The sequence below is a fragment of the Pseudoalteromonas sp. 1181_04 genome, from assembly GCF_052850545.1.
Genome location: NZ_VXCS01000008.1, coordinates 1 through 22703, shown reverse-complemented (window position 1 = coordinate 22703; position 22703 = coordinate 1). Strand labels below are relative to the sequence as shown.

The following is a 22703-nucleotide window of genomic DNA, read 5'->3' as shown; positions in this document are numbered from 1 at the left end:
TGTTATGTCACTTTCTATTGGTTTTATTGGTTTAGGTAACATGGGTGGCCCAATGGCTGCCAACTTAGTTAAAGCGGGTCATCAGGTTAAGGTGTTTGATTTAAACCGATCGGTCGTAAATCTACTTGCTGAAAATGGCGCGATCGCCGCGGATGATGCTAAACATTGTGCAACGGATGTTGATGTATTGATCAGCATGCTACCGGCCAGTAAGCACGTTAAGTCACTTTATTTAGGTGATACCGGACTTGTACATATTTTAGCAAAGTCAACGTTAGTAATTGATTGTTCAACGATTGATGCAGCATCAGCACGCGACGTAGGCGCTGAGCTTAGTGAGCATGGTATCGACTTTGTTGACGCGCCGGTATCCGGTGGTGTTGCCGGTGCAACGGCAGGTACACTGACCTTTATCGTCGGTGGTGGCGATGAGCAATTTGCTAAGGCCCAACCGGTGCTTGCTGATATGGGTAAAAATATCTTTCATGCAGGTGATATTGGCGCAGGACAAGTCGCAAAAATTTGTAATAACATGCTATTGAGTATTTTAATGGCGGGAACCAGTGAAGCAATTCAAATGGGTATAAATAATGGCCTTGACGCAAAAGTGCTGAGCGACATTATGACCGCCAGCTCTGGTCGTAACTGGACCCTTGAGCTTTACAATCCTTGCCCAGGTGTGATGGCCACAGCCCCGGCTAGTAATGATTATAAACCAGGCTTTATGGTTGATTTAATGGCTAAAGACCTAGGTCTTGCGATGGAAGCCGCGCAGCAAAGTAATTCAGTAACCCCGATGGGGTCAATGGCTAAAAACCTTTATACCATGTTGCAACACCAAGGTGCGGGCAGCGAAGACTTTAGCGCCATATTTAAATTATTCTCGAAGGAGTAACAGGTGGAAATTAAAAATAATACCGTGGTGATCACCGGTGGCGCGCAAGGCTTAGGATTTGCAATGGCGCATAAACTTGCGTCGCTTGGTGCTAATATTGCGTTAATTGATATGCAACAAGCGTTGTTAGATGATGCAGTTGCTGAGCTTAGCCAACATGGTGTAACTGTAAAAGCCTATGTTGCCAATGTGACTGATGAAGATGCGGTGGTAAATACATTTAATTCCATCAATACAGATTTTGGTCATATTGGTGTATTGATAAATAATGCCGGTATTTTACGCGATGGTATGTTTATCAAAGCCAAAGAAGGCAAAGTGGTTGCTAAAATGGCCCTTGATCAATTTAAGTCAGTGATTGATGTAAACTTAACCGGCGTGTTTTTAGCGGGGCGTGAAGCTGCGTGCCATATGATTGAATCGGGTAAAGGTGGCGTGATAGTTAATATGTCGAGTGTTGCTCGTGCAGGTAACATTGGTCAAACTAACTACGCTGCGTCGAAAGCGGGTGTGGTAGCAATGACCACTGGTTGGGCAAAAGAACTTGGCCGTTTTGGTATTCGTGTAGGTGCCATTGCACCAGGCGTTATTCGTACTAATATGACTGATGCTATGAAACCAGAAGCCAAGCAGCGTATGCTAGCAGTAACACCCGTAGGGCGCTTTGGTGAAGCGGATGAAATTGCGCACACAGCGCAGTATATTATCGAAAACGACTTCTTCACCGGTCGCGTGGTTGAGATTGACGGCGGTATTCGTTTGTAAGTAAACCTTTTTTAAGTGTAATAAAACGGCAAGCCTCGGCTTGCCGTTTTTGTTTTATAGCTTAATTGATTAATAAAGTAGCACTTTAAGTGGTGCTGTATGTATGTACAGTACTTTTTTGTTTGTCAGTAATAGCTTAACTATTTGGGCTGTAATTCATTTAGCGCTTCCTATTTTAGTTGTCATAGTTGCGATGAACTTCTACTATTAATTATCTATTTGTTCTTATAATGATAAGCACCTTCAGGGATCAAACATACATGATTGAGATAAACGAACAGATACTGAAAGATATAAATAGAAATTTTATTATTCCTCCTAAACCTGAAATATTAACTGAGTTACAAAATTTAATAGCAACTGGCGATGCGCCTATTGCTGATGCCGCTAAGGTAGTGGTAAAAGATTTAGCAATTTCATCAGCAATACTAAAAATAATAAATTCTCCTGCTTATGGCTTATCTCGTACTGTGTCTGATATAAAACAAGCCGTGATGTTTCTTGGTTGGGACGGAGTCAATGTGCTTGCACAAGGCTTGAAATTAAAAGAAATGTTTGCAACCGATAACAGCTGTATTAGCTTAGAAAGATTTTGGGATACTTCAACAGAGATTGCTAATGTAAACATGATGATAGGTCAGCGTCTTAAAAAACAGATAGCCATAGAGCCCTTGTATACGCTTGGGCTTTTTCATGATTGTGGTGTGCCTCCTATGGCAATAAAATATGATAATTATTTAACCGCTTTGCACTGCGCTAATCAAACAGACAAAGAAACTATTATTGAGATTGAAGAGCGTTTATATAAAACAAACCATGCAGTTGTTGGCTATTATTTTGCTAATAGTTGGCATTTACCAAAAGAGATATGTCAGTTAATCCTCAACCACCACAATGCAGCTATTCTTGCTGAGGTGACAGATACAGATGAGCAAATCTGCTTTGCTATTTTGAAAATGTCTGAAAACTTAGTGACTATGGTCAGACGAGGCTTGCCTATACCACAATGGGGTATTATAGAATCAAAAGTCTTAGATGTACTGCATTTGAATGATGATGAGTATTGTGACTTACAAGAGGACGTTATTGATTTTTTAAACAATTTATCATAACTACATTAAGCATTATTTATGGTTAATTAAGGTTTTTTGCTTTCGCCTCAGTCATTGTTTAGTGCCAATGTTAGTCCAGTTTTTAGCACTATATTTCTACTTGCTTGGGCACCTTACTGAGCAGCCTAATAACCTTGAGCCGCTGTTCCCCTGGAACATTGAGTAAACTAGGTGTTGTTAGCCATATGCTTACCGTTGAAGCTCGAAAACAAAAGGAATTAACATTGCGCTAGGCAATGACTTAGATTCACAAGGTTTAGTGTCACTGAGAGATATTTGGATCAATATTCATTACGGGAGATGACCCGCCCATTGCACTTCATTTTAATAAAAAGTGCATGATGGGTGGTGTGGGGGCTGGAGGTTATAGACCTACGTCTACCCGATTAGGTTAAATTAATCACCGTGCCTCCAGACTGGAAAAGCATATTCTAAGCCTTGTTCTTCATGTAAATCTAATAGTGGATCTAGTGCATCAAGATCTAGTCCTGGCGGTACATCGACTGACATTAAAGAAAACTGGTTGAGAGTCTCAACTTTACAACCTAGTCGTTTAAGCATATCTATGAAAAAAGTGGTATCTATACCATCATTATTCATAACCCAGATAACAGAATGACCTGACTTTTTTACAACTTTAAATTCAAATATATGCTCATTTACTTCATCAGGAGTAGCAGAAAAAATATCGCCATAAGCCAAATCAGGAACAAAGAAAGGGGCATTAACTAACTTATAGTTACCATTAACTCGCTCGCACCAAGCACCTTCAGCACTTACTGGTGGCCAACCGTTTTCGATATCTAAAGCGAACATTACTTTTTTGGCAGACACTGAACTTCCTTTTTCACCTAACGAGCTTGTAGAATAACTCGTTTTTAATTTATTTTTATTGATGCATTAACCATAGCCGAGTTCCTATTTTGATTCAATCGACAACTGACTTTCACATAAAATATAAAAAAGGATTTGCTGTTGCTTTAATTGGCATTTTGCAAGGTATTACAGTTGGTTTACTGGCTATATTACGGCTTAAGTGGTTTTAATGCAGCCTGTTTGCAGCTTTTCTATATTATGAACTAAGCAATACAGTTGTATTGGGAGTTTACTTTCGTTTGAACCCGTAAGATCAGTTTTTTCATGCCTTTGTTGACCGTAAAATTTCGCTTTTTACCTCAGTAAAGCGACTCTATAAAACCACGTTGTTTGCCATTCCTTCAAGAAAAACCTGTCGTCGCGCCATTGGACTGTCTATTTTGACCTTTATTTTAATTTTAGCTAACGGTGGATTTAGATCACTGGATCCGCCGTAGGATAAGAATGTGCTACTGGCGGCAGTGGCGCTCTTTATAAAAAATAGCACGCACTAAAGTACGCAGTTTAATGAAACTGGGTGTCAGCGAACGGCTCGCCATAGCCTGTGGTATCACCAGAACCAAAAGTAGGCGCTTGGAAGCGAAGGACCTTGTAGAAGCCCAAAAACAAAAGGAATTAACATTGCGCTAGGCAATGACTTAGATTCACAAGGTTTAGTGTCATTGAGAGGTATTTGGATCAATATTCATTACGGGAGATGAACCGCCCATTGCACTTCCTGCTAATGAAAAACTCATGATGGGTGGTGTGGGGTCTGGAGGTTATATACCTCCGGCTACCCGATTATACGCAAGCTGCGCTTACTGAATTTCTTGCTGCCAATTAACCTTTTGGTAAACTGATTTTTGATTGAAGTTAGTATTACCAGTAGTCGGACCAACATAATAATACATACCACCTGAGAAACCTGCACCAACAACCGAAGTAAGCTGTGTGGGTAAAGCAGCCACTGCATCTTTAGCATTTAAAAATACATTATTTTCGGGGTAAGCGCTTTTAAGAGACGGATCAGATAAAGATTGTATAGACTGGTTGATGATACGGCTTGAAATTGCTTTGTGGGTTTGACCTTTTGCCCAGCCTAACGTTTTTCCAGTAAATATATTAAGTTCATCGCTGTGGCCAGCATAAAATACTTCGTCGCGAATAATTTCACCGTTTACTTCTAAACACCAATCAACAATAACAAAGCTTGCATAACTGGCATTTGTAATAACTTGCGAATAACGGTGAATTTTGGCGTGCACTTTAGCTTTTGTTAATACGTTTGAAGTATTTTGGTTTAGAGTATTTAAGATTGATTGCTGAATTGTATTTTTGTCAGCTGTATCAAAACTTCCCCAATTAAAAGCCCCATATGATTCGTTATCAGCTGTATTTTCATCTGTTATGATTGAAACTGAATTGACGTTAGCACTAAATACTGGAGCGTTTGTTAACAATGGAAACTCAGTTTTACTTGCTGTACCTGTAACTCCGCAACCAGCTAAGATTAGTGATAAAGATAAAAATAGTAGATGTTTCACACGTACTCCATATTTACGTATCGCCGCATCAAGCGGAACCTAACCAACTGTTTAAGTTCCAGTACGCCCGGCATGGGCATTGACTTATGAGGTGAAAGTCCTCTGTAGGAAGATCACCGTTTAAATAGCACACTGTTATTAAACGATAGACACTCGCGAATGGCAAGGGCTAAATCGCGAGAGATAGTCTGAAGGAAGCCGCTAGCATTCTTTATAAAAGTAAGTGCGAGCTGATGAACAAAAACATCATATGAGGCATAGGCGGAAGACGAGCTAATACAAAATAGCGAAGTCATGTGATCTAACGGCCGCTGTAGGGTAATAATGTGCTACTGGCGGCAATGGCGCTCTTTCCAAAGGAATAGCCCCAAAGTACGCAGTTTAATGAAATTGGGTGTTAGTGAGCGACTCGCCATAGCATGTGGTATCACCAGTACCAAAAGTAGGCGCTTGGAAGCGAAAGCCCTTGTCGAAGCTCAAAAAAAGGAATTAACATTGCGCTAGGCAATAACTACTTAACTTTACAAGGTTTAGTGTCATTGAGAGATATTTGGATCAATATTCATTACGGGAGATGAACCGCCCATTGAAAAGCGCATGGTGGGTGGTGTAGGGGCTGGAGGCCTCCGGCTATCCGATTAGGCGTTTCTCGCATCTAGCCTATTAAGCTTTCTTCAAATGCTGACTCACCTTCGTAGGTAATTTCATTTTTTTCCCAAGCCATTGAAGCACGAATCTTGACCCATGTGGAGCATGTGTCCCAATGAGGAAATCCAAGGTCGTAACTGCCATAGAGGTACTTATAATGAAATTTTCATTGGGGATTTCTACGAAATCTATGTTCGTCGATTCAAACCATGGGTTGTATTCGTAAAATGCCTCAATAAGGCTTTGATCCATCTTTCTGAGGCTTTCTTGTATCGAAGGCACACCAATCAACTGCCTTAATCCGAAAACATAGCTGTCTAGCGCAAACAAGTAGCCAGAATTAAAATTGACGCCGAAAGAGTTATAACGATTATCAGGATGTCCATAAGCTTCAATATTACTGATGAAATCTGATACTGAGAAAATATCAACTGACTCAGAAACAGCTGAATGAATCTTGACTGCTTCATTAGGTTTCGTTTTAACGCTTGAGAGTTGCTTATCTACTGAGCAGGCTTCTTGGTGCAGGGCAACAATGGGATGGCCACGGAACCGCTTTTCATTAACAGCGATTCCCCTCATAAGGAGAAAAGCCTTTAAGTATTTTTCGAGCGCTTGAGACGCAGCCCAGAAGAACGCACGATACATACCTTTTTGCGCTAAAAATCGAGCAGTTACGTAGTCCTCATCGGCGGGTTTAACGAAAGAATCGGTGATGACTTTAACAATGTATTTTTCTATATCAGCCTGCATCGTTTCTGGCAACTTTTCGAAGTGTTCAAGATCGTCTTTACACTTGAAACTGTATATGTAGCTCAATTTTCTCTCATTCATCAAATCCCGAATCCTTGCCTTTTGCCGACTGAACGCTCATTTATCTACTTAATATAGTTTTAACAAATAACCTAAAGCATTACTACCACTAAGTTTTTTAAAGCTTTAAACTGAAGTTTAATAGAGCAATATGCGCGCGTCGCTCATTATCATGAATATATACACAAAGAGCAGTTTGACCAATCAATTAACTATTATATTTAGCCAATCTCAATGACCGGTAATTGCTCAAAGCTGTTATTCAGCTTTAATATTTTTAAGGTTGGGTTTCGTTGCTCTCAACCACAACCTACGATGATACGTTTAACGCTGTTTTTAATACTTATCGCTTACAGCTGACGGCTTACAGCTTCTTTTTAGCTACTTTTAAAACCAATTCTAAAACCGCCCCAGTGTTTGCCATTTACATAAATGGGTACTGATAGGTCATGTAAAATTTCACCGGTATCACGTTTATAGGTTTGCAATAAAAAGCTCTCAGTGTGGCTACCACAGCGGCTGCCGGTGGCATCGTTGAAAATACGTTTAGTGCGGTTATTCACTAAATCTTGTTGGTAATTGCCAGTTAATGGCTGGCTGTAGCGCTTATTGTGGGTAGGGAAGTAACCTTTTTTGTCTACGGCACCAGCAAAAAGAATTTTGTCATTTTCAAGGGTAGGCTCTTGAATTGGCGGTAAAATTTTATCGGTTAAAGTATCGTATGGTGTTGTATATTTTGTGGGGTTAGTATTTTTAATTGCTTGATATTCTTGTGAGAACAACTGCTTTTCAGTTAATTGCTTCGTTTCTAGCAACTCATTAAATTTTACCGCGATTGCATTGCTTGCCGTTGTTGCGGCATTGAGTATAGGCTTAAAAAAGGCATTGTGTTCAACTTTACTGAGCTCTCTAAAGATGGTTTCAGATCCTATCGATAACATAGCTGCTTGTGATGAAATTGAGTTACCTTTGGTTGCTATTTCAGCTAGCAAGTGGCTGATACTTGATACAGAGGTATTTATTTGTGTGGTTGCTTGTTGAAAAGCAGATACTGCTTGCTGCATGTTTTCTAAGGTTGATGATGAGTCTGTAATATCATGATTTATTGTTAAAAATGCTTGGGTAACATTTTCGAGTTCGGTTTTCACTTCATCACTTTGTAAAGAAACCTGTTTCATATCATCATTTGTTTGCACGCTATTAGTATTGATCTCAGTTAGCATCTGTGCAATTTGTTTAGTGGCTTGATTGGTTTTATTGGCAAGATTACGTACTTCATCGGCAACTACAGCAAAGCCTCTGCCTTGTTCACCCGCTCGTGCTGCTTCTATGGCGGCATTTAATGCCAGTAAATTAGTTTGCTCAGCAATGGTTTGAATAACTTGGGTAATGCTTTGAATATCAGTTGCACTTTTTAACAATAAATCTAACTTACTTGCGACGTTAGTAATTGAGTTAGACAACGAATCAATTTGTTGTGTGGCTATTTGCAAGCGTTGCTCTGCTGATGTTGATGCCTGAGATGTTTGCAACATTGCTGCATTTACGATGGTGATACTATTAGTGAGTTCACTACTGTTATGGGATAACGCCTGTGTTGCAGCGCTAACCGATTCGCTTTCACTGTAACAACCATCAATCTCTTTAGTTAGGCTATCTACATAGAATCCGACTTCTGCTGCACCAATTGCATTTTGAGAGGTTGCCACTGTGATGTTTTGAGCAACATTGCTGAGTTGGGGCTGTTTATTAATGTCTGACGCAGGGTTTGGTTTTTTGTCAGTTAACTTGGCTGTAAAAGCGAATAGAGCAGTAAAAATTGCAATGATTAGCGCCGCGACTATCGATAGTTGCTCGAAGTAATATAGAAAACCAATACTGACAGCGAAGAGTGTATAGCATAGCGATTTTAAATTCATTCCATTGACCTTTGTTGAGTTGTAATTTTCAGTCTTAAATATAAAGCACAGAAAATCAATTAATAAAAGGTCTAATAGGGAAGTCGACTGATTGACTTAGCAAACAAAAAAGCCAACCCTAAGGTTGGCTTTTGCAGTAATCTATTGCAGTAATGAGCATCAACTCATTTTAGTAAGTTGCACTGCCTTTGGTACGTGGGAAGGCAATAACGTCACGTACGTTGCCCATACCAGTTACATAGGCAACTAAACGTTCGAAACCTAAGCCAAAACCAGAGTGTGGTACTGAACCGTATTTACGTAGGTCGCGATACCAGCTGTAGTCTTCTTTGTTTAAGCCCATTTCTTCTAAACGTGCATCAAGTACATCAAGACGTTCTTCACGCTGTGAACCACCAATGATCTCGCCAATACCTGGTGCTACAACGTCCATTGCAGCAACGGTTTTGCCGTCTTCATTTTGGCGCATGTAGAATGCTTTAATATCACGTGGGTAGTTTTTAATAACCACTGGTGCTTTAAAGTGCTCTTCTGCTAAGTAACGCTCGTGCTCAGATTGTAAGTCAACACCCCATTCAACGGCGTATTCAAATTTCTTACCACAGCTTTTAAGAATTTCTACTGCATCAGTGTAATCAACTTGTGCAAAATCTTTCTCAACAAATTCTTCTAGGCGCGTGATAGCTGTTTTCTCAACACGTTGAGCAAAAAACTCCATATCATCACGACGTTCTTCAAGCACCGCTTTGAACACATACTTAAGCATGTTTTCAGCAAGTTTGGCGATATCTTCTAAATCAGCAAACGCAACTTCTGGCTCGACCATCCAAAACTCTGCCAAGTGGCGAGAAGTATTTGAATTCTCTGCACGGAAAGTCGGGCCAAAAGTATAAATTTTTGACATCGCTGAGGCGTAAGTTTCACCATTTAACTGACCTGATACAGTAAGGAATGCTTCTTTACCGAAGAAGTCTTCGCTGTAATCAACATCGCCTTTATCTGTACGTGGCAAGTTTTGCATATCAAGCGTTGATACGCGGAACATTTCGCCTGCACCTTCACAGTCACTTGCGGTGATGATAGGGGTGCTGATCCAGTAATAACCTTGCTCATGGTAGAAACGGTGAATAGCTTGCGCTAAACAGTTACGTACACGTGTTACCGCACCAATCATATTGGTACGTGGGCGAAGGTGAGCGTGCTCACGTAAATACTCAATGCTGTGGCGTTTTGCCGACATTGGGTATGAGTCTGGGTTTTCTACCCAACCAAGTACCTGTACGCTATTTGCTTGAATTTCGAAAGATTGACCTTGGCCTGCTGATTGTACTAAAACACCAGTAACTGACACAGAGCAACCGGCTGTTAGGCTAGTAACTTCATCATAATTATTTAGTGAATTAGGTACTACCGCTTGAATAGGATCAAAACACGAACCGTCATGAACGGCTAAAAATGAAATTCCTGCTTTTGAATCGCGGCGTGTACGGATCCAGCCTTTAATTGTTACTTGGCTGTCTACCGCAACCTTGCCTTTTAATAGCTCTGAAATCGCTAAGTGGCTCATCTTCACTCCAATGATATAAGTTGCCTACATTAATATGTGCGCTATTGCACTTGAACGGTGTATCTTACCTTTGAATGTAAAATAAAAAAACATTCAAAAGTAACTCTTTGCTTATTCTTTTGCATTTTTGTGGTTTTTTGTCGTTTAAAACCTAGAACTTTAATTTTTTGTGATAAGAAACAACTTAGATCAAAATTTAAAGGCGATTTTCACTGCGATAAAAACGGGTTTTGTGGCATTATATGTAATTACGATATTTAAACTAACTTGCTAAACATATAGGTATTATGAAACAAGTCTTTATTTTACGTGGTTTACCAGGGTGTGGTAAGTCTTATTATGCGCAAAACCTAGCCGATGAAATGGTAGCGGGCGATCAAAGCCAATACTTAATTTGTTCGACCGATGATTATTTTTATAATGAGCAAGGGGAGTATCAGTTTGATAAGTTCAAACTGTCGCAATACCACAATTTAAATTTAGCTCGTTTTATAAATGCGTTAGCGCAAGAAATCCCACTTATTATTGTTGATAATACTAACATCAAGAAATGGGAATTTATTGCTTATAGCCAAGCCGCTGTTGCACTAGGCTACCAAGTTAAAGAAGTGATTGTGGGTGAAGTAAAAGACAAATCAATGCAACACCTGTACGCCAAACGTAATAGCCATAACATTCCACTGAAAATGATCAGCAAAATGGCTTACATGTTTGAGTGGTAGGTATTTAAGTATTAACTAGAGTTTAGCTAATGCCTTTATATTGCATTATGTAATCACATCTAAGTGAGCCGTGATTTTATCATTGCTGCAATACCATTCAATATTGGCAGAAGTGATAAAACTCTTAAAAAACCTACTTGAGGAAAGCCTTCCATTGGTGAAGGATTATTGGTACTAGGTCCGTTAATGGCGTTTCATCTAATTGATTATGGACGTGTTACTTTTCAGCATACTTTTGTTTAATAGCTAAAATTTCTTCTTTCACTGCAAAAAAAGCATCTACTACTTTGGGGTCAAAGTGATTCCCACTACCTTCTGCAATAATGGCAAATGTTTTTTCTTCAGAGAATGACTTTTTATAAGGACGCTTTGACGACAGGGCATCAAATACATCAGCAATAGCAACTACGCGTGCTGCAATTGGAATTTCATTACCTTTTAAGCCATCAGGATAACCAGAGCCGTCCCATTTTTCATGGTGTGAGCGGGCAATAACTTCGCCTAACTTAATAACTTCAGAATCAGAACCCGAAAGTATACTGGCGCCTACAACGGTATGCTGTTTCATTATTTCCCATTCTGCAGCATCTAGTTGTCCTGCTTTTAGCAAAATATGGTCAGGTGTAGAAATCTTTCCGAGATCGTGCATTGACGCTGAAAATAAAATATTTTCAACTGTTACCTCATCTAATCCAACACTGCGTGCAACGGCTTCGGAATATAAGCTCATGCGTTGAATGTGTGCACCCGTTTCTTCATCTTTGTATTCAGCAGCTTTGGTTAGTCTATTAATTGTTTCTAGTGATGCGGCTTTAATACTTTGCATTGCTAGCTTTAGTGATTCAGTTCTTTGAGCAACTTCTGCTTCTAATTGTTTCTGATAATTTGTTCTTAAATCGTTATAGTCTTTAATCTTAAGAAGGGACTTAACACGCGATAATAGCTCGTTTTTATCTACAGGTTTTGTAATAAAATCATCACAACCAGCATCAATCCCTTTAACTCGCTCTTTTGTCTCTCTTAAGGCAGTAATAAGGATGATAGGTAATAGCTTTAATAGAGCGTCTTCTCTAACTCGACGCGTTACTTCAAAGCCGTTCATATCAGGCATCATTATATCAAGTAAAATAAGATCGACGGGTTGTTGTGCTAAAATATTTAATGCTTCTTGCCCACCAGTCGCTGTTACTGTTTTATATCCCTTGGGTTCAAGATAAGCTTGCATAAGTTCAATATTTTGAAGGTTGTCATCTACAACCAAAATTAAAGTGCTATCTTTCATTAGCTTTTCCTGTGTATCAAGGTTTAAATAATTATAGTCATTATTTTATATGTAAACTTATTTGTTGAGCGAACGTACGTGTATCAATAGGCTTAGAAATATACCCACAATTAGGTATGCACAGTAGTTGGTCTATATCAGCGGGTAAAACAGAAGCCGTAACAAAAACAATAGGAATATCTGCCGTTTCTTTTTCATGACGCAAAATTTTTGCAACTTCTGCTCCAGATATATCTGGGAGTTGGACATCTAATATAATAATTTTTGGAGTCTCACGCTTTATAATCAAAAGCGCATCTGTTGCGTTCATAGCAGTAAATACTTCAAAATTTGCCATGAGTAAAAGATCTTCCTCTAGCAATAGATTATTCGCATTATCATCAACTACAACTATTTTGGTTTTCATTATGCTTGGCCACAGACTTTTGTTTAATTGGCAAAGTGATACGAACTGATGTGCCTTTATTAACACCTTCAGATTCAATAACAAACTCGCCTCCATGCAACTTAACTAGACTTTTTGCAATAGGGAGTCCAAGCCCTGTACCTTCGGTTAATCTAGAATAGGGGGTTTCTATACGGAAAAAGCCTTCAAATATTTTTTCCATATTTTCAGCAGCAATACCTATACCCGTATCCCAAATTATTATTTCTATTTCTGTCTCAGTATGTCGTGTTTTGACACCAATTTGCCCCTCATCTGGTGTGAATTTCACTGCATTTGAAAGCAAATTATAAAGTATCTGTTTAACCTTAAGAGAGTCAGCTTCAATTGGTGGCAAGTCATCAGCAATATCAAGACACATATTCAATTTTTTCTGATTAGCTGTATCAGCTGTAAGCCCTGTAATCTCGTGCAATACTTGACGTATCGGCAAATAAGAGATTGTTAGACTCATTTTGCCTGCTTCAATCTTTGCCATATCCAGTATTTCGTTAATAAGTAACAGTAAATGTTTGCCGCTCACCAATACATTTTTAACATACTGTTTTTGTTTGTCGTTTAAAGTGCCAAAAGTTTCATCGTAGAGCACTTCAGAAAAACCATTAATAGAATTAAGTGGGGTTCTTAGTTCATGCGACATATTTGCTAGAAACTCTGACTTAACTCGAGCAGCACTTTCTAAGTCATTAGTTAGCACTTCCAGCTCTTTGTTCGCTTTTACTAGCCCTTCTTGAATGGCATTACGTTCGGTAATGTCTTCGATAGACAATAAAATTATACGATCTTCTGATTGAGTACGTTTAATTTGCCTTGCGTTGAGCAACATTGTGCGCCAGCCAATTGTTTTAAAGTTATGCTCAACTTTGTAATCATCAAAGCTCGTTTTTTGAGGTAATATAGTTTCTAATAATTCACGTAGTTTGGGAATGTTCCATTGATTATTACCAAGGTTGTATATCAGCTTCCCAACTGTGTCTTTGTGATTTTCGCGAAAAAACTCATAAAATGAGCGGCTCGCTGTTACTACTCTTAAGTGCTGGTCTAAAACAATCAGTGGTTCTCGAACCGTATTTACAATACTTTCGGAGTATTCTAATAGTTCTTTCTTGGTACTTATTTTATTCACTATCTAGATCCTTTGTACCATTAAGGGCGGAACTATTTCATAAACTTTAAAATTTAGGTTCTGCAACGCTGTGTATATAGTTTTTATACTAAATACACTAAAACAATACATTAATAATGTGTTTTAATTTGTACTATGTTGTACTAACTAATATAAAAAGCGTAACTGGATAAGCGATATTAGAGTGGGACTATCTCAATATTAATATACGTTTAGTAAACAGCAACAATTCATTAATAGCAAGAAGTTCATTGTTTAACGCGAATATATTATTAGCCGTCGGACATCGTGGGAGCTTTAAAAGAAAAAAGTATTCGTTTTAAGCGCAATAGGGCAGGCTTTAACGGGGAACGTGTTTAAATTTCCTCTGGATTATTGCCCGCAGCTTGCTGCGTAGTATTGAGTAATGAGTGAATTTATACACAAAAGCCACAATGTGACAGTTTTACTTTATCACTGAGTTTTTCCTGCAAAATATAGAAGAGATTCTTGATGTGAGAGTTGCTAGGGCAATCACAAAAATTTGTGCTGAAATAGAAAAGCGCTACGAAATCAAATTTTAGCAGTTGCGACGGATAAAGGTTATATTCATTTTTAGTGCAATCAGTTCCAACCTACAGCATTACACAGTTGGTAACGATTATTAGAAGTTTAACGGTAAGAGAGGTTTTTAAAAGTGCCTTTATGTTAAAAAGCAGTTGCCTAAATAAACAGTTAACTCGCTTTTAAGCTTTGGTAAATCAAACTGGGTTTGCTATATCAGCGGCTAGCATACGAGATAGAGGGAATGACAATGAGCCCCCCCTAACGGAAAGATCCTACGCTGCTATTGTCATATAGTTTGTGATTAACGATAACAATAATCACAAACTCGCTTAATAGATAAAAACACTAAATGTATCGGTAAGTTACTTATACCTAGCATTATAATTTGTATTGAGACCGGTTATTAAGCGTAATACTTGCCTTTAATGGCATTATAAATGGTATCACACAGTTTTTTTATACTGGTATCGTCACTTATATACGGTGGCATAAGGTAAATTAGTTTACCAAAAGGGCGGATCCATACGCCTTGCTCTACAAAATAAGCCTGAATTTTAGCAACATCGACATTGCCTGCAGCATCGTTTAGTTCAACAACACCTATTGCGCCTAAGGTACGTACATTGGCAACAGCATCTAGTTCACTGCACTCATTAAGTTGTTGCAGTTGAATGTATATTTGGCTTATTCGTTGTTGCCAGTCTTGCTCAAGTAATAAATCAATACTCGCACAAGCCACAGCGCAGGCCAATGGATTGCCCATAAATGTTGGGCCATGCATTAACACCCCAGCTTCACCTTCGCTGATACCAATGGCAATTTTATCTGTGGTTAATGTGGCAGATAACGTCATCATGCCACCTGTGAGTGCCTTGCCTATGCATAAAATATCTGGCTCAATATCAGCATGTTCTACGGCAAATAACTTACCTGTGCGGCCAAACCCTGTGGCTATTTCATCACAAATTAATAATACGCCGTAACGATCGCATAGTTCACGCACGGTTCTTAAATACTCAGGATGATAGAAGTTCATTCCCCCTGCATTTTGTACAATTGGCTCGATGATAAAAGCTGCAACATGCTGATGATGTTCTTCGAAATACTGTGCAAGGTGGTGTGCTTCTAGTTTATCGAACTGTTGTCCAAACTGAGTCTTTGGTGCAGGCACAAATACATGCTCAGGTAAAAAGCCTTGGTATAAAGAGTGCATTGAATTAATAGGATCACATACGCTCATTGCTGCAAAGGTATCGCCATGGTAACCCTTTAGCGGCGTCATCAGTTTTTGTTTGCTGGTTACTCCTTGACTAAGCCAATATTGCAAAGCCATTTTTATCGCCACTTCAACACTTACCGAGCCGCTGTCGGCTAAAAATACTTTTTGCAACTTACTCGGGGTTATTGCAACCAGCTTTTTACAAAGCTCTACTGCTGGCTGGTGGGTTATGCCACCAAACATTACATGGCTCATTTTATCTACTTGCTCAATCACTGCATTTTTCAATACTGGATGACCATAACCATGAATAGCACTCCACCAAGAGGCCATACCGTCAATAAGTTGTTCGCCCGTTTCTAAGTGAATAAGGTTGTGATTTGCATGCGTTACGGGGTAAACCGGAATAGGTTGAGTCATTGATGTGTAGGGGTGCCAAATGTGCTGACGATCAAAATCAAGGTCTATCGTTTGTTTTGTGTTCATATGTAAACTTTAACTAAGTGGGCTTCGTTGACAATGTTACGTCAAGTCGTAGACTAAGCCAATATCACCGTTATGAAAAATAAAAAGAGAGAGTTATGGAGCTTGCAACTGTTCGCCACGATTGGACCCATAGTGAGGTGAAAGCCTTATTTGAAATGCCATTTAACGATTTATTATTTAAAGCCGCCTCTGTGCATCGCACTAATTTTAATCCAAACGAAGTACAAATTTCTACGTTGTTATCTATTAAAACCGGTGCCTGCCCAGAAGACTGTAAATATTGCCCGCAATCGGGTCATTACAAAACTGATTTAGAACGCGAGCGCCTAATAGAAGTAGAAAAAGTGGTAGAGCAAGCGCGGTTAGCAAAACAAAAAGGCGCCACTCGTTTTTGTATGGGGGCCGCATGGTCAGATCCAAAAGACAGAGACATGCCATACATTTCGCAAATGGTAAAAGAAGTAAAAGCCCTTGGCCTTGAAACCTGTATGACTTTAGGCATGTTAAATAACGAAAAAGCCCATGAACTGCGCAGTGCAGGGCTTGATTACTATAACCACAACCTCGACACCTCACCTGAGTACTATGAGCAAATTATATCAACTCGCACCTTTCAAGACCGTCTTGATACTATAGGTAATGTACGAGACGCTGGTATGAAAGTCTGCTCCGGCGGTATTGTGGGTATGGGGGAGCAAGCAAGCGATCGTTATGGCTTATTAATGCAGTTAGCTAATTTACCCCAGCAGCCAGAAAGCGTGCCAATTAATATGCTAGTAAAGGTAAAAGGGACACCGCTTGAAAATGTTGATGACTTAGATCAGTTTGAGTTTATTCGTACCATTGCCACAGCACGTATTATGATGCCGCATAGTTACGTACGTTTATCAGCAGGGCGCACTGCAATGAACGAGCAAATGCAGTCAATGTGCTTTTTTGCCGGTGCAAACTCTATATTTTATGGTGATAAACTTCTTACTACCGAAAACCCAGAAGCCGATGCCGACATGCAATTAATTAAAAAGCTCGGGATGAACCCAGAAACACGCCACGATTATTCAGATGAAGCCGTTGCTGCGTCTTTGTCATCGCAAGTGGCCGATAAAGCAACCGCAGAATTGTTTTACGAAGCGTAAAGTGCTCAGTACTATGGTAATGATTTAAAGTATCGCGTTGAAGGTTAAAGCATTTATGTCATTTGAATTTATAAACACCCATTTAGATGAACGCAAAGCGCAGCAGCTCTTGCGTAAACGCTATGTAGTACAAAGCGCAACGGCGCGTACTATTACGGTTAATGATAAAACCTACCTTAACTTTGCGAGTAACGATTATTTAGGGTTTGGCGATTCGCCGGTGGAGTTAACCAGCGCGCCATTACTAGGTAGCCACAGCTCAGCATTAGTAACGGGTTATCAACAACCACAGCAAGCGCTTGAGCAAGCTTTATGTAGTGCTTTGGGTTATGAGGCTGGCATGTTGTTTAATTCGGGCTTTAGCGCAAATAGCAGTGTTATTAAAGCCTTGTTTCAAGATAAAGCGACAGCGCAACACAGTGCGATTTTCCAAGATAAACTCAATCATGCCAGTTTAATTGATGGCGCATTACACGCTAACGCCGCGTTAGTACGCTTTAACCATAACGATATAAACCATTTACGCTCACGGCTAGAAAAATCAAAAGCGCGCAATAAGCTCATCGTGTCTGAAGGTGTGTTCTCAATGGATGGTGATACCGCGCCAATTAAAGCGCTATTTACCTTAGCAAAGCAGCATGACGCCTGGTTAATGATAGACGACGCCCATGGTTTTGGTGTTTTAGGAAAATCGGGGCTTGGCAGTTGTGAAGCCTTAATTGCAGCCGACACCATGCCCGATATTTTAGTGATCACCTTTGGTAAAGCGGTTGCGAGTAGTGGGGCGTGCGTATTAGGTTCGCAGCATTTTATAGATTACATGCTTCAGTTTAACCGTGATTATACCTACTCAACCGCTATGTCACCGTTTATTGCCGCTCATACTTTGGCACGTATTAAAAGCATAAGAGACGCCAACGACAGGCGAGCCAAATTAAATGCTAATATTGCGCTGTTTAAACGCCTAGCTAAAGAGCAGCACATTGCGTTAATGGAATCAAACACCGCGATTCAACCGATTGTTTTAGGCTGCGCTGAGCAAACGTTAAAAGCCAGTGAGCAACTAAAGCAGCAGGGCATTTGGCTAACGGCTATTCGCCCGCCAACTGTTTTACACAATACCTCGCGTTTGCGTATTACCTTAAGTGCAGCCCACACCCATGAGGATATAAAACAACTCGTTGGTAGTTTACAAAAGGTCATTTCATGATAAGCCCGCAGGCAATTAAAACTAAGCCACTTAGCCCCACTACAGTGTATTTAGCTACTCAGGCTTTAAAAAAAACCACAGCACATAACTTTTCAAAAGCAGCAAACAGTTACAGCCTGCATGCTAATGTGCAAAAACAAGCGGCGAATGATTTATTTAAACTCATTAGTGCAAACCCTAAAAAGCTCTGTGTTGACCTAGGCGCAGGGCCGCTTGTTAATACTCAGACTTTAAGGGCATTATTTGGCCAAGTTGTTGCCATAGATTTAAGTTTTAACATGCTAAAAAGCAGTGCCTTAAACACCCCTAAACTGTGCGCCGATATGGATAACTTACCGCTGCAAGCTAATAGTATTGATGTGCTATTTAGTAATTTTGCGCTGCAGTGGTCTGCTAATTTTGAAACCTTAATGCACTCGCTTTACCAAGCATTAAAACCAGGCGGGCAAGCTTACATTAGTACGGTTGTTGCAGGGTCATTAAACGAGATAAAAACCGCCTTTGCAGCGCTTGATTCACATAATCATATTAATCAGTTTGCAAGCCATAATAATATAAACCAATCGGTCGAAAAGGCAGGGTTTAAGATCAATACCTCAAAAAAAGTCATTTATACCGATCAACACAGCAGTGCATTAGCGGCTATAAAATCGATTAAAGCCATTGGTGCCACCACACAAAATCATGCAACAAGTCGTCGTGGTTTATTAACTAAATCAGCACTAAAAAAAGTCTGTGATGCCTATCCGCTTATAAACAATAAAGCCAATGTATCTTACCATGTAGTATTGTTATCATTAGAAAAAGCCCAGTAAAAATAATAAGGCCATGCCATGAACCAGTTTTTTATTACCGGTACCGATACCGATGCCGGTAAAACTCATGTAACCAGTTTGCTGTTAAAGTTACTCGCGCAACATAAAAAGCGCGCAATAGGTTTTAAGCCGATTGCCTCTGGGTGTGAAATGGCGTTTGAGCAGCTCGTAAACGCAGATGCGCTAATGCTAATGGAAAGTGCCACAGTCAGTGCTAAATACGACATAATTAACCCATTTGCATTTGCGCCGCCAATAGCTCCGCACATTGCTGCAGAGCAAGCGGGACTAAACATAACAGTAGAAAAGCTAAGCTCGGCTTATCAACATGTTAAGCAACAAGGCGCAGATTATCTGTTAACAGAAGGTGCAGGCGGCTGGGCATTACCAATTAATAATAACGAGTATTTATACGACTGGGTAAAAGCAGAGCAACTGCCAGTAATATTAGTGGTAGGGATGAAACTAGGCTGTATAAATCATGCATTACTCACTGCTGCACACATGCAAAGCTTAGGGATTAATTGTGTAGGGTGGATTGCTAACCAAGTTGATGCCACTATGGATGAATACCAAGCAAACCTAGATTCACTTAAAACACGTTTACCATTTCCACTGCTTGCCATTAGCCCATACACAGAGCAAACCCCTAAATTACAAATTTATAAAACTCTGCTTGAAAAATTATCGATAAATCCATAAATAACCCTTGTGTTGTGACATAGTTTGTCACAGAATAGCGCTGACGTTATGACATAGTGTGTCATAACGCAGTGATTGCTCAAAGCCGAACAAACATAGTAAATCGCTCAGCAATAAATGTTATTTTTGGAGAACTCGTATGAAACGTGTATTTTTGTTTTTATTAACTAACCTCGCGGTTATGTTGGTATTAGGTGTGGTGCTTTCAATAATAATGAGTGCGCTGGGCTTAAGCCATCGTAGCCTTGGCGGAATTTTACTAATTGCGACTGTATTTGGTTTTGGTGGATCGTTTATTTCGTTATTTATGTCGAAATGGATCGCCAAAAAATCAACCGGTGCGCAAGTGATCACCCAACCTCGTACCGAAACCGAACAATGGCTGGTAAACACTGTGGCTGCTCAAGCTAAAAAAGCCGGTATTAACATGCCAGAAGTGGCTATTTACGACAGCCCAGAAATGAACGCGTTTGCAACGGGCCCGAGTAAAAATAATTCGCTGGTGGCGGTAAGTACGGGTTTATTACATAACATGAGCCAAGATCAAGCCGAAGCCGTATTGGCGCACGAAGTATCGCATGTTGCTAATGGCGACATGGTAACGCTCACGCTTATTCAAGGTGTGGTTAATACCTTTGTTATTTTTGCCGCGAAAGTGCTGGCTGGCATTGTTGACAACTTTATCAATAGCGATGAAGAAGAGGGCGGCAGTAGCTGGACTTACTTCTTATTCGATATGTTATTCCAAGTATTATTTGGTGTATTGGCGAGCATAGTGGTTGCCCATTACAGCCGTAAACGTGAATTTGCAGCCGATAACGGCGCAGCTCAGTTGGTTGGCGCAGACAAAATGCGTTCAGCCCTTGAGCGATTAAAGCAAAACCACCCATCGCAATTAGAAGGCTCAATGATGGCCTTTGGTATTGCCAGTGGTAAAGGCATGGCTGAGTTGTTTTCATCTCACCCACCGCTGGATGCACGTATTGACGCACTACGTCGTTAAAAAAATCAAGTTTTTCACAGTACTTGTAACAAAAAGCCTGCATTTGCAGGCTTTTTTATGCTTAATGGTTTTTATTGCGATTGAATAATATCTGTAATGCCCTCTGGCGAGAGTATTTCAATCCAGTAACCATCAGGGTCTTTAATAAAGGCAAGGCCTTTCATTGAGCCACCGTCTGGCTGTTTTACAAACTCCACATCGTATTTAGCAAAGCGCTCACAGGCAGCGTATACATCCGGTACGCTAATACCAATATGGCCAAACCCTTTTGGTTCTTCATTACCACTGTGATAACCGGTAAAGCTGTCGTCGTTTTCAGTGCCCCAGTTATGGGTAAGCTCAATCAGTGCAGGGCGGCGAAACACCCATTGTGTTTTTTGTTTATCATCACCCTTTGGCATGTCTTGTTCGTAGCCTAAAAAGTACAAGGTAAACTCCATGCCAGGAAAGTCGTACTTACCTAACAGCTTCATGCCCAATACGTTTTCATAAAATGCCAGCGACGGTTTTGGATCTATAATACGCAACATGGTTTGCTGCATCACAAAGCCCTCAGTGGCCTGTGCAATTTGCTCTGGAGATTCGTTATAGCTAGACATGAGATAATCCTTAATAAAATGACTGAAAAAACCTTAATGGATTTAAAAAGGCAGGGAGTACGCTCATCATAATAAACAGCAGCAAAAATTAAAACCACTTAGCTAAATTACTAGCCAGTGAGCTGAGTGTTTTATAAGCAAAAAATGGCGCATTTAGCGATGCTGTTTATTTATACAGTGATGGTGTTTTGTCCAATAATATTATTAAAAGTCGTTTTGATGTATTTTAACAAGGGGTGTTTTACAGCCTACGTAATTACTTGTTTACATTAAGGTTATTTAGTGGAATTATTAAGCAATGTAATACACGCCGTTTTGGGGTGTTATAAACCCCCAAAGTGGTGTTCAATAAGCTGTTAGGCTTCTCAAGGATGCAGTGCATGGAATCTTTTATCGAGTTAATTTCAAAAGTGCCTAATGTGATTTGGAGTGCAGTCATTGCGTCCTTACTTACGTTCATAGGTGTTTTGTGGACAAATAAAGGTAATGAAAAACGACAAACAGCGTTACTTGAGCACGAAAAGCAAAAGTATCAATCAGAGCAAAAGTTAGCCTTAAAGAAAGAAGTGTTTTTAAACGTAGCTAGGTCATTTGCTGATGTATTAGGAATAATTCCTAAATTAATGAATTTAGATTTCACACAAAAAGAAATAGAAATTCAAATGTCAGATCATAGTGGAATTGTTGCCAAATCCTACCTTGCAGCAAAAGAAGAATCAGTTGCGGCTATTTTGAATTATTCAGCTGAAACGGCCGAAGTTTTTATTAAATTAATGCAAGAAAGAGCTGTAGCTTTAGATCACAAAAAAGCTATTGAAATATATCAAGCAACTATAGATTCAGCTAAAAAAGAAAAAGATAGAATCATTTCAATGATGAAAGAGTTAAATCTTCAAGGACACAATAACCAAGCAACTTTTGACTATTTAAATAAAAGCTACGAAATCCAAGAAGGTATTATTAATCGAAGTACTGTGAGCTTAGAAGAACAAAAGTCTATATTACAGCCTTTATATATGACTTTCGCAAAAAAATGCCTGAGTGAGCATAGTCGCCTTTTATCATTACTACCACCAATGACAATTGCTCTTCGTGGCGAGCTGGAAAATGATCAAAATTCTCAAACATTTGTTGATGCGTTAAATGATAATATTCAAAGAATGAATGTAGCTTTTGATAGCATATTTGAGAGTAAAGAAGCCTAACAAGGGTTTTCAAGTCGGACAAATTACAGTTGGCTATTTGTTCGTGCCTCACTTATTTTAGCCAACAGCAATTTGCCGCTTAAAAC

The 22703-nt window shown here is 39.6% G+C and carries 20 protein-coding genes and 2 pseudogenes; 12 read left to right on the top strand and 10 right to left on the bottom strand.

Annotated features, from left to right (window positions below; genetic code table 11):
• Positions 1-4: 4 nt before the first annotated feature.
• From mmsB to FW757_RS08050, 3 genes are all read left to right on the top strand, one after another.
• A complete protein-coding gene (gene mmsB / locus FW757_RS08060) occupies positions 5-895 on the top strand; it encodes a 3-hydroxyisobutyrate dehydrogenase (protein WP_145233289.1) in 891 nt (296 codons plus the stop codon).
• Positions 896-898: 3 nt separating this feature from the next.
• Complete coding sequence (locus tag FW757_RS08055) at positions 899-1660, top strand: SDR family oxidoreductase (protein ID WP_182718994.1); 762 nt, start codon at positions 899-901, stop codon at positions 1658-1660.
• A 260-nt stretch (positions 1661-1920) separates the two neighbouring features.
• A complete protein-coding gene (locus tag FW757_RS08050) occupies positions 1921-2772 on the top strand; it encodes an HDOD domain-containing protein (RefSeq protein ID WP_182718993.1) in 852 nt (283 codons plus the stop codon).
• 396 nt (positions 2773-3168) lie between these two features.
• Here FW757_RS08050 and FW757_RS08045 read toward each other — a convergent pair whose 3' ends face one another.
• Entirely contained in the window at positions 3169-3606 is a 438-nt protein-coding gene (locus FW757_RS08045) for a DUF4265 domain-containing protein (RefSeq protein WP_182718992.1), read from the bottom strand.
• Positions 3607-4056: 450 nt separating this feature from the next.
• Here FW757_RS08045 and FW757_RS08040 point away from each other — a divergent pair.
• Positions 4057-4349 (top strand): annotated as a pseudogene (locus FW757_RS08040) (hypothetical protein); the annotation flags it as partial.
• A gap of 99 nt (positions 4350-4448) precedes the next feature.
• On the opposite strand, the gene FW757_RS08035 reads toward FW757_RS08040, so the two are convergent.
• The 4 genes from FW757_RS08035 to asnS form a co-directional block, all read right to left on the bottom strand.
• On the bottom strand, positions 4449-5174 hold the full coding sequence (locus FW757_RS08035) for a hypothetical protein (protein WP_182740119.1): 726 nt from the start codon (positions 5172-5174) through the stop codon (positions 4449-4451).
• 663 nt (positions 5175-5837) lie between these two features.
• Complete coding sequence (locus FW757_RS08030; protein ID WP_182718874.1) at positions 5838-6656, bottom strand: HEPN domain-containing protein; 819 nt, start codon at positions 6654-6656, stop codon at positions 5838-5840.
• Between the two features lie 356 nt (positions 6657-7012).
• Positions 7013-8554: a methyl-accepting chemotaxis protein gene (locus FW757_RS08025; protein WP_182718873.1), complete on the bottom strand. Its 1542-nt coding sequence runs from the start codon at positions 8552-8554 to the stop codon at positions 7013-7015.
• Positions 8555-8723: 169 nt separating this feature from the next.
• A complete protein-coding gene (gene asnS / locus FW757_RS08020; protein WP_182718872.1) occupies positions 8724-10121 on the bottom strand; it encodes an asparagine--tRNA ligase in 1398 nt (465 codons plus the stop codon).
• A 287-nt stretch (positions 10122-10408) separates the two neighbouring features.
• Here asnS and FW757_RS08015 point away from each other — a divergent pair, with 287 nt between their 5' ends.
• The gene (locus tag FW757_RS08015) at positions 10409-10843 is read left to right on the top strand and encodes an AAA family ATPase (RefSeq protein WP_145233300.1); all 435 of its coding nucleotides are present in this window, start codon (positions 10409-10411) and stop codon (positions 10841-10843) included.
• Between the two features lie 217 nt (positions 10844-11060).
• On the opposite strand, the gene FW757_RS08010 is transcribed toward FW757_RS08015, so the two are convergent.
• Genes FW757_RS08010 through FW757_RS08000 form a run of 3 tightly spaced genes read right to left on the bottom strand, consistent with a single transcriptional unit; the run spans position 11061 to position 13696 of the window.
• Positions 11061-12125, bottom strand: a complete 1065-nt coding sequence (locus FW757_RS08010; protein WP_182794782.1) for an HD domain-containing phosphohydrolase — start codon at positions 12123-12125, stop codon at positions 11061-11063.
• A gap of 40 nt (positions 12126-12165) precedes the next feature.
• On the bottom strand, positions 12166-12531 hold the full coding sequence (locus FW757_RS08005) for a response regulator (RefSeq protein WP_182794783.1): 366 nt from the start codon (positions 12529-12531) through the stop codon (positions 12166-12168).
• Complete coding sequence (locus tag FW757_RS08000) at positions 12506-13696, bottom strand: sensor histidine kinase (RefSeq protein ID WP_446441082.1); 1191 nt, start codon at positions 13694-13696, stop codon at positions 12506-12508. The genes FW757_RS08005 and FW757_RS08000 overlap by 26 nt, the downstream gene beginning before the upstream one ends.
• 406 nt (positions 13697-14102) lie before the next feature.
• On the opposite strand from FW757_RS08000, the pseudogene tnpA reads away from it, so the two are divergent.
• Positions 14103-14397, top strand: a pseudogene (gene tnpA, locus FW757_RS07995) (IS200/IS605 family transposase); the annotation flags it as partial.
• Positions 14398-14645: 248 nt separating this feature from the next.
• On the opposite strand, the gene bioA reads toward tnpA, so the two are convergent.
• Complete coding sequence (bioA, locus tag FW757_RS07990) at positions 14646-15947, bottom strand: adenosylmethionine--8-amino-7-oxononanoate transaminase (protein WP_446441081.1); 1302 nt, start codon at positions 15945-15947, stop codon at positions 14646-14648.
• A gap of 95 nt (positions 15948-16042) precedes the next feature.
• Here bioA and bioB point away from each other — a divergent pair, with 95 nt between their 5' ends.
• From bioB to htpX, 5 genes are all read left to right on the top strand, one after another.
• The gene (gene bioB / locus FW757_RS07985) at positions 16043-17083 is read left to right on the top strand and encodes a biotin synthase BioB (RefSeq protein WP_404699294.1); all 1041 of its coding nucleotides are present in this window, start codon (positions 16043-16045) and stop codon (positions 17081-17083) included.
• 55 nt (positions 17084-17138) lie between these two features.
• Positions 17139-18293 carry an aminotransferase class I/II-fold pyridoxal phosphate-dependent enzyme gene (locus tag FW757_RS07980; RefSeq protein WP_404699293.1) on the top strand — a complete coding sequence of 385 codons (1155 nt, stop codon included), beginning with the start codon at positions 17139-17141 and terminating at the stop codon, positions 18291-18293.
• On the top strand, positions 18290-19108 hold the full coding sequence (locus FW757_RS07975) for a methyltransferase domain-containing protein (protein ID WP_446441080.1): 819 nt from the start codon (positions 18290-18292) through the stop codon (positions 19106-19108). The genes FW757_RS07980 and FW757_RS07975 overlap by 4 nt, the downstream gene beginning before the upstream one ends.
• A gap of 18 nt (positions 19109-19126) precedes the next feature.
• A complete protein-coding gene (gene bioD, locus FW757_RS07970; RefSeq protein ID WP_446441079.1) occupies positions 19127-19810 on the top strand; it encodes a dethiobiotin synthase in 684 nt (227 codons plus the stop codon).
• Between the two features lie 139 nt (positions 19811-19949).
• A complete protein-coding gene (htpX, locus tag FW757_RS07965; protein ID WP_064666216.1) occupies positions 19950-20813 on the top strand; it encodes a protease HtpX in 864 nt (287 codons plus the stop codon).
• Positions 20814-20884: 71 nt separating this feature from the next.
• Here the strand turns inward: htpX and gloA are convergent, their stop codons facing one another.
• A complete protein-coding gene (gloA, locus tag FW757_RS07960; protein WP_446441078.1) occupies positions 20885-21412 on the bottom strand; it encodes a lactoylglutathione lyase in 528 nt (175 codons plus the stop codon).
• 380 nt (positions 21413-21792) lie between these two features.
• On the opposite strand from gloA, the gene FW757_RS07955 reads away from it, so the two are divergent.
• Positions 21793-22617 (top strand): chromosome partitioning protein ParA, encoded by an 825-nt coding sequence (locus FW757_RS07955; RefSeq protein ID WP_446441077.1) that lies wholly within the window; start codon positions 21793-21795, stop codon positions 22615-22617.
• Positions 22618-22703: the final 86 nt, after the last annotated feature.

What these genes read in the sequence shown, in the direction of transcription:
- mmsB (WP_145233289.1), top strand. Translation starts at nt 5, where the DNA reads ATGTCACTTTCTATTGGTTTTATTGGTTTAGGTAACATGGGTGGCCCA.
- FW757_RS08050 (WP_182718993.1), top strand. Translation starts at nt 1,921, where the DNA reads ATGATTGAGATAAACGAACAGATACTGAAAGATATAAATAGAAATTTT.
- FW757_RS08030 (WP_182718874.1), bottom strand. Translation starts at nt 6,656, where the DNA reads ATGAATGAGAGAAAATTGAGCTACATATACAGTTTCAAGTGTAAAGAC.
- FW757_RS08025 (WP_182718873.1), bottom strand. Translation starts at nt 8,554, where the DNA reads ATGAATTTAAAATCGCTATGCTATACACTCTTCGCTGTCAGTATTGGT.
- asnS (WP_182718872.1), bottom strand. Translation starts at nt 10,121, where the DNA reads ATGAGCCACTTAGCGATTTCAGAGCTATTAAAAGGCAAGGTTGCGGTA.
- FW757_RS08015 (WP_145233300.1), top strand. Translation starts at nt 10,409, where the DNA reads ATGAAACAAGTCTTTATTTTACGTGGTTTACCAGGGTGTGGTAAGTCT.
- FW757_RS08010 (WP_182794782.1), bottom strand. Translation starts at nt 12,125, where the DNA reads ATGAAAGATAGCACTTTAATTTTGGTTGTAGATGACAACCTTCAAAAT.
- FW757_RS08005 (WP_182794783.1), bottom strand. Translation starts at nt 12,531, where the DNA reads ATGAAAACCAAAATAGTTGTAGTTGATGATAATGCGAATAATCTATTG.
- bioA (WP_446441081.1), bottom strand. Translation starts at nt 15,947, where the DNA reads ATGAACACAAAACAAACGATAGACCTTGATTTTGATCGTCAGCACATT.
- bioB (WP_404699294.1), top strand. Translation starts at nt 16,043, where the DNA reads ATGGAGCTTGCAACTGTTCGCCACGATTGGACCCATAGTGAGGTGAAA.
- FW757_RS07980 (WP_404699293.1), top strand. Translation starts at nt 17,139, where the DNA reads ATGTCATTTGAATTTATAAACACCCATTTAGATGAACGCAAAGCGCAG.
- FW757_RS07975 (WP_446441080.1), top strand. Translation starts at nt 18,290, where the DNA reads ATGATAAGCCCGCAGGCAATTAAAACTAAGCCACTTAGCCCCACTACA.
- bioD (WP_446441079.1), top strand. Translation starts at nt 19,127, where the DNA reads ATGAACCAGTTTTTTATTACCGGTACCGATACCGATGCCGGTAAAACT.
- htpX (WP_064666216.1), top strand. Translation starts at nt 19,950, where the DNA reads ATGAAACGTGTATTTTTGTTTTTATTAACTAACCTCGCGGTTATGTTG.
- gloA (WP_446441078.1), bottom strand. Translation starts at nt 21,412, where the DNA reads ATGTCTAGCTATAACGAATCTCCAGAGCAAATTGCACAGGCCACTGAG.
- FW757_RS07955 (WP_446441077.1), top strand. Translation starts at nt 21,793, where the DNA reads ATGGAATCTTTTATCGAGTTAATTTCAAAAGTGCCTAATGTGATTTGG.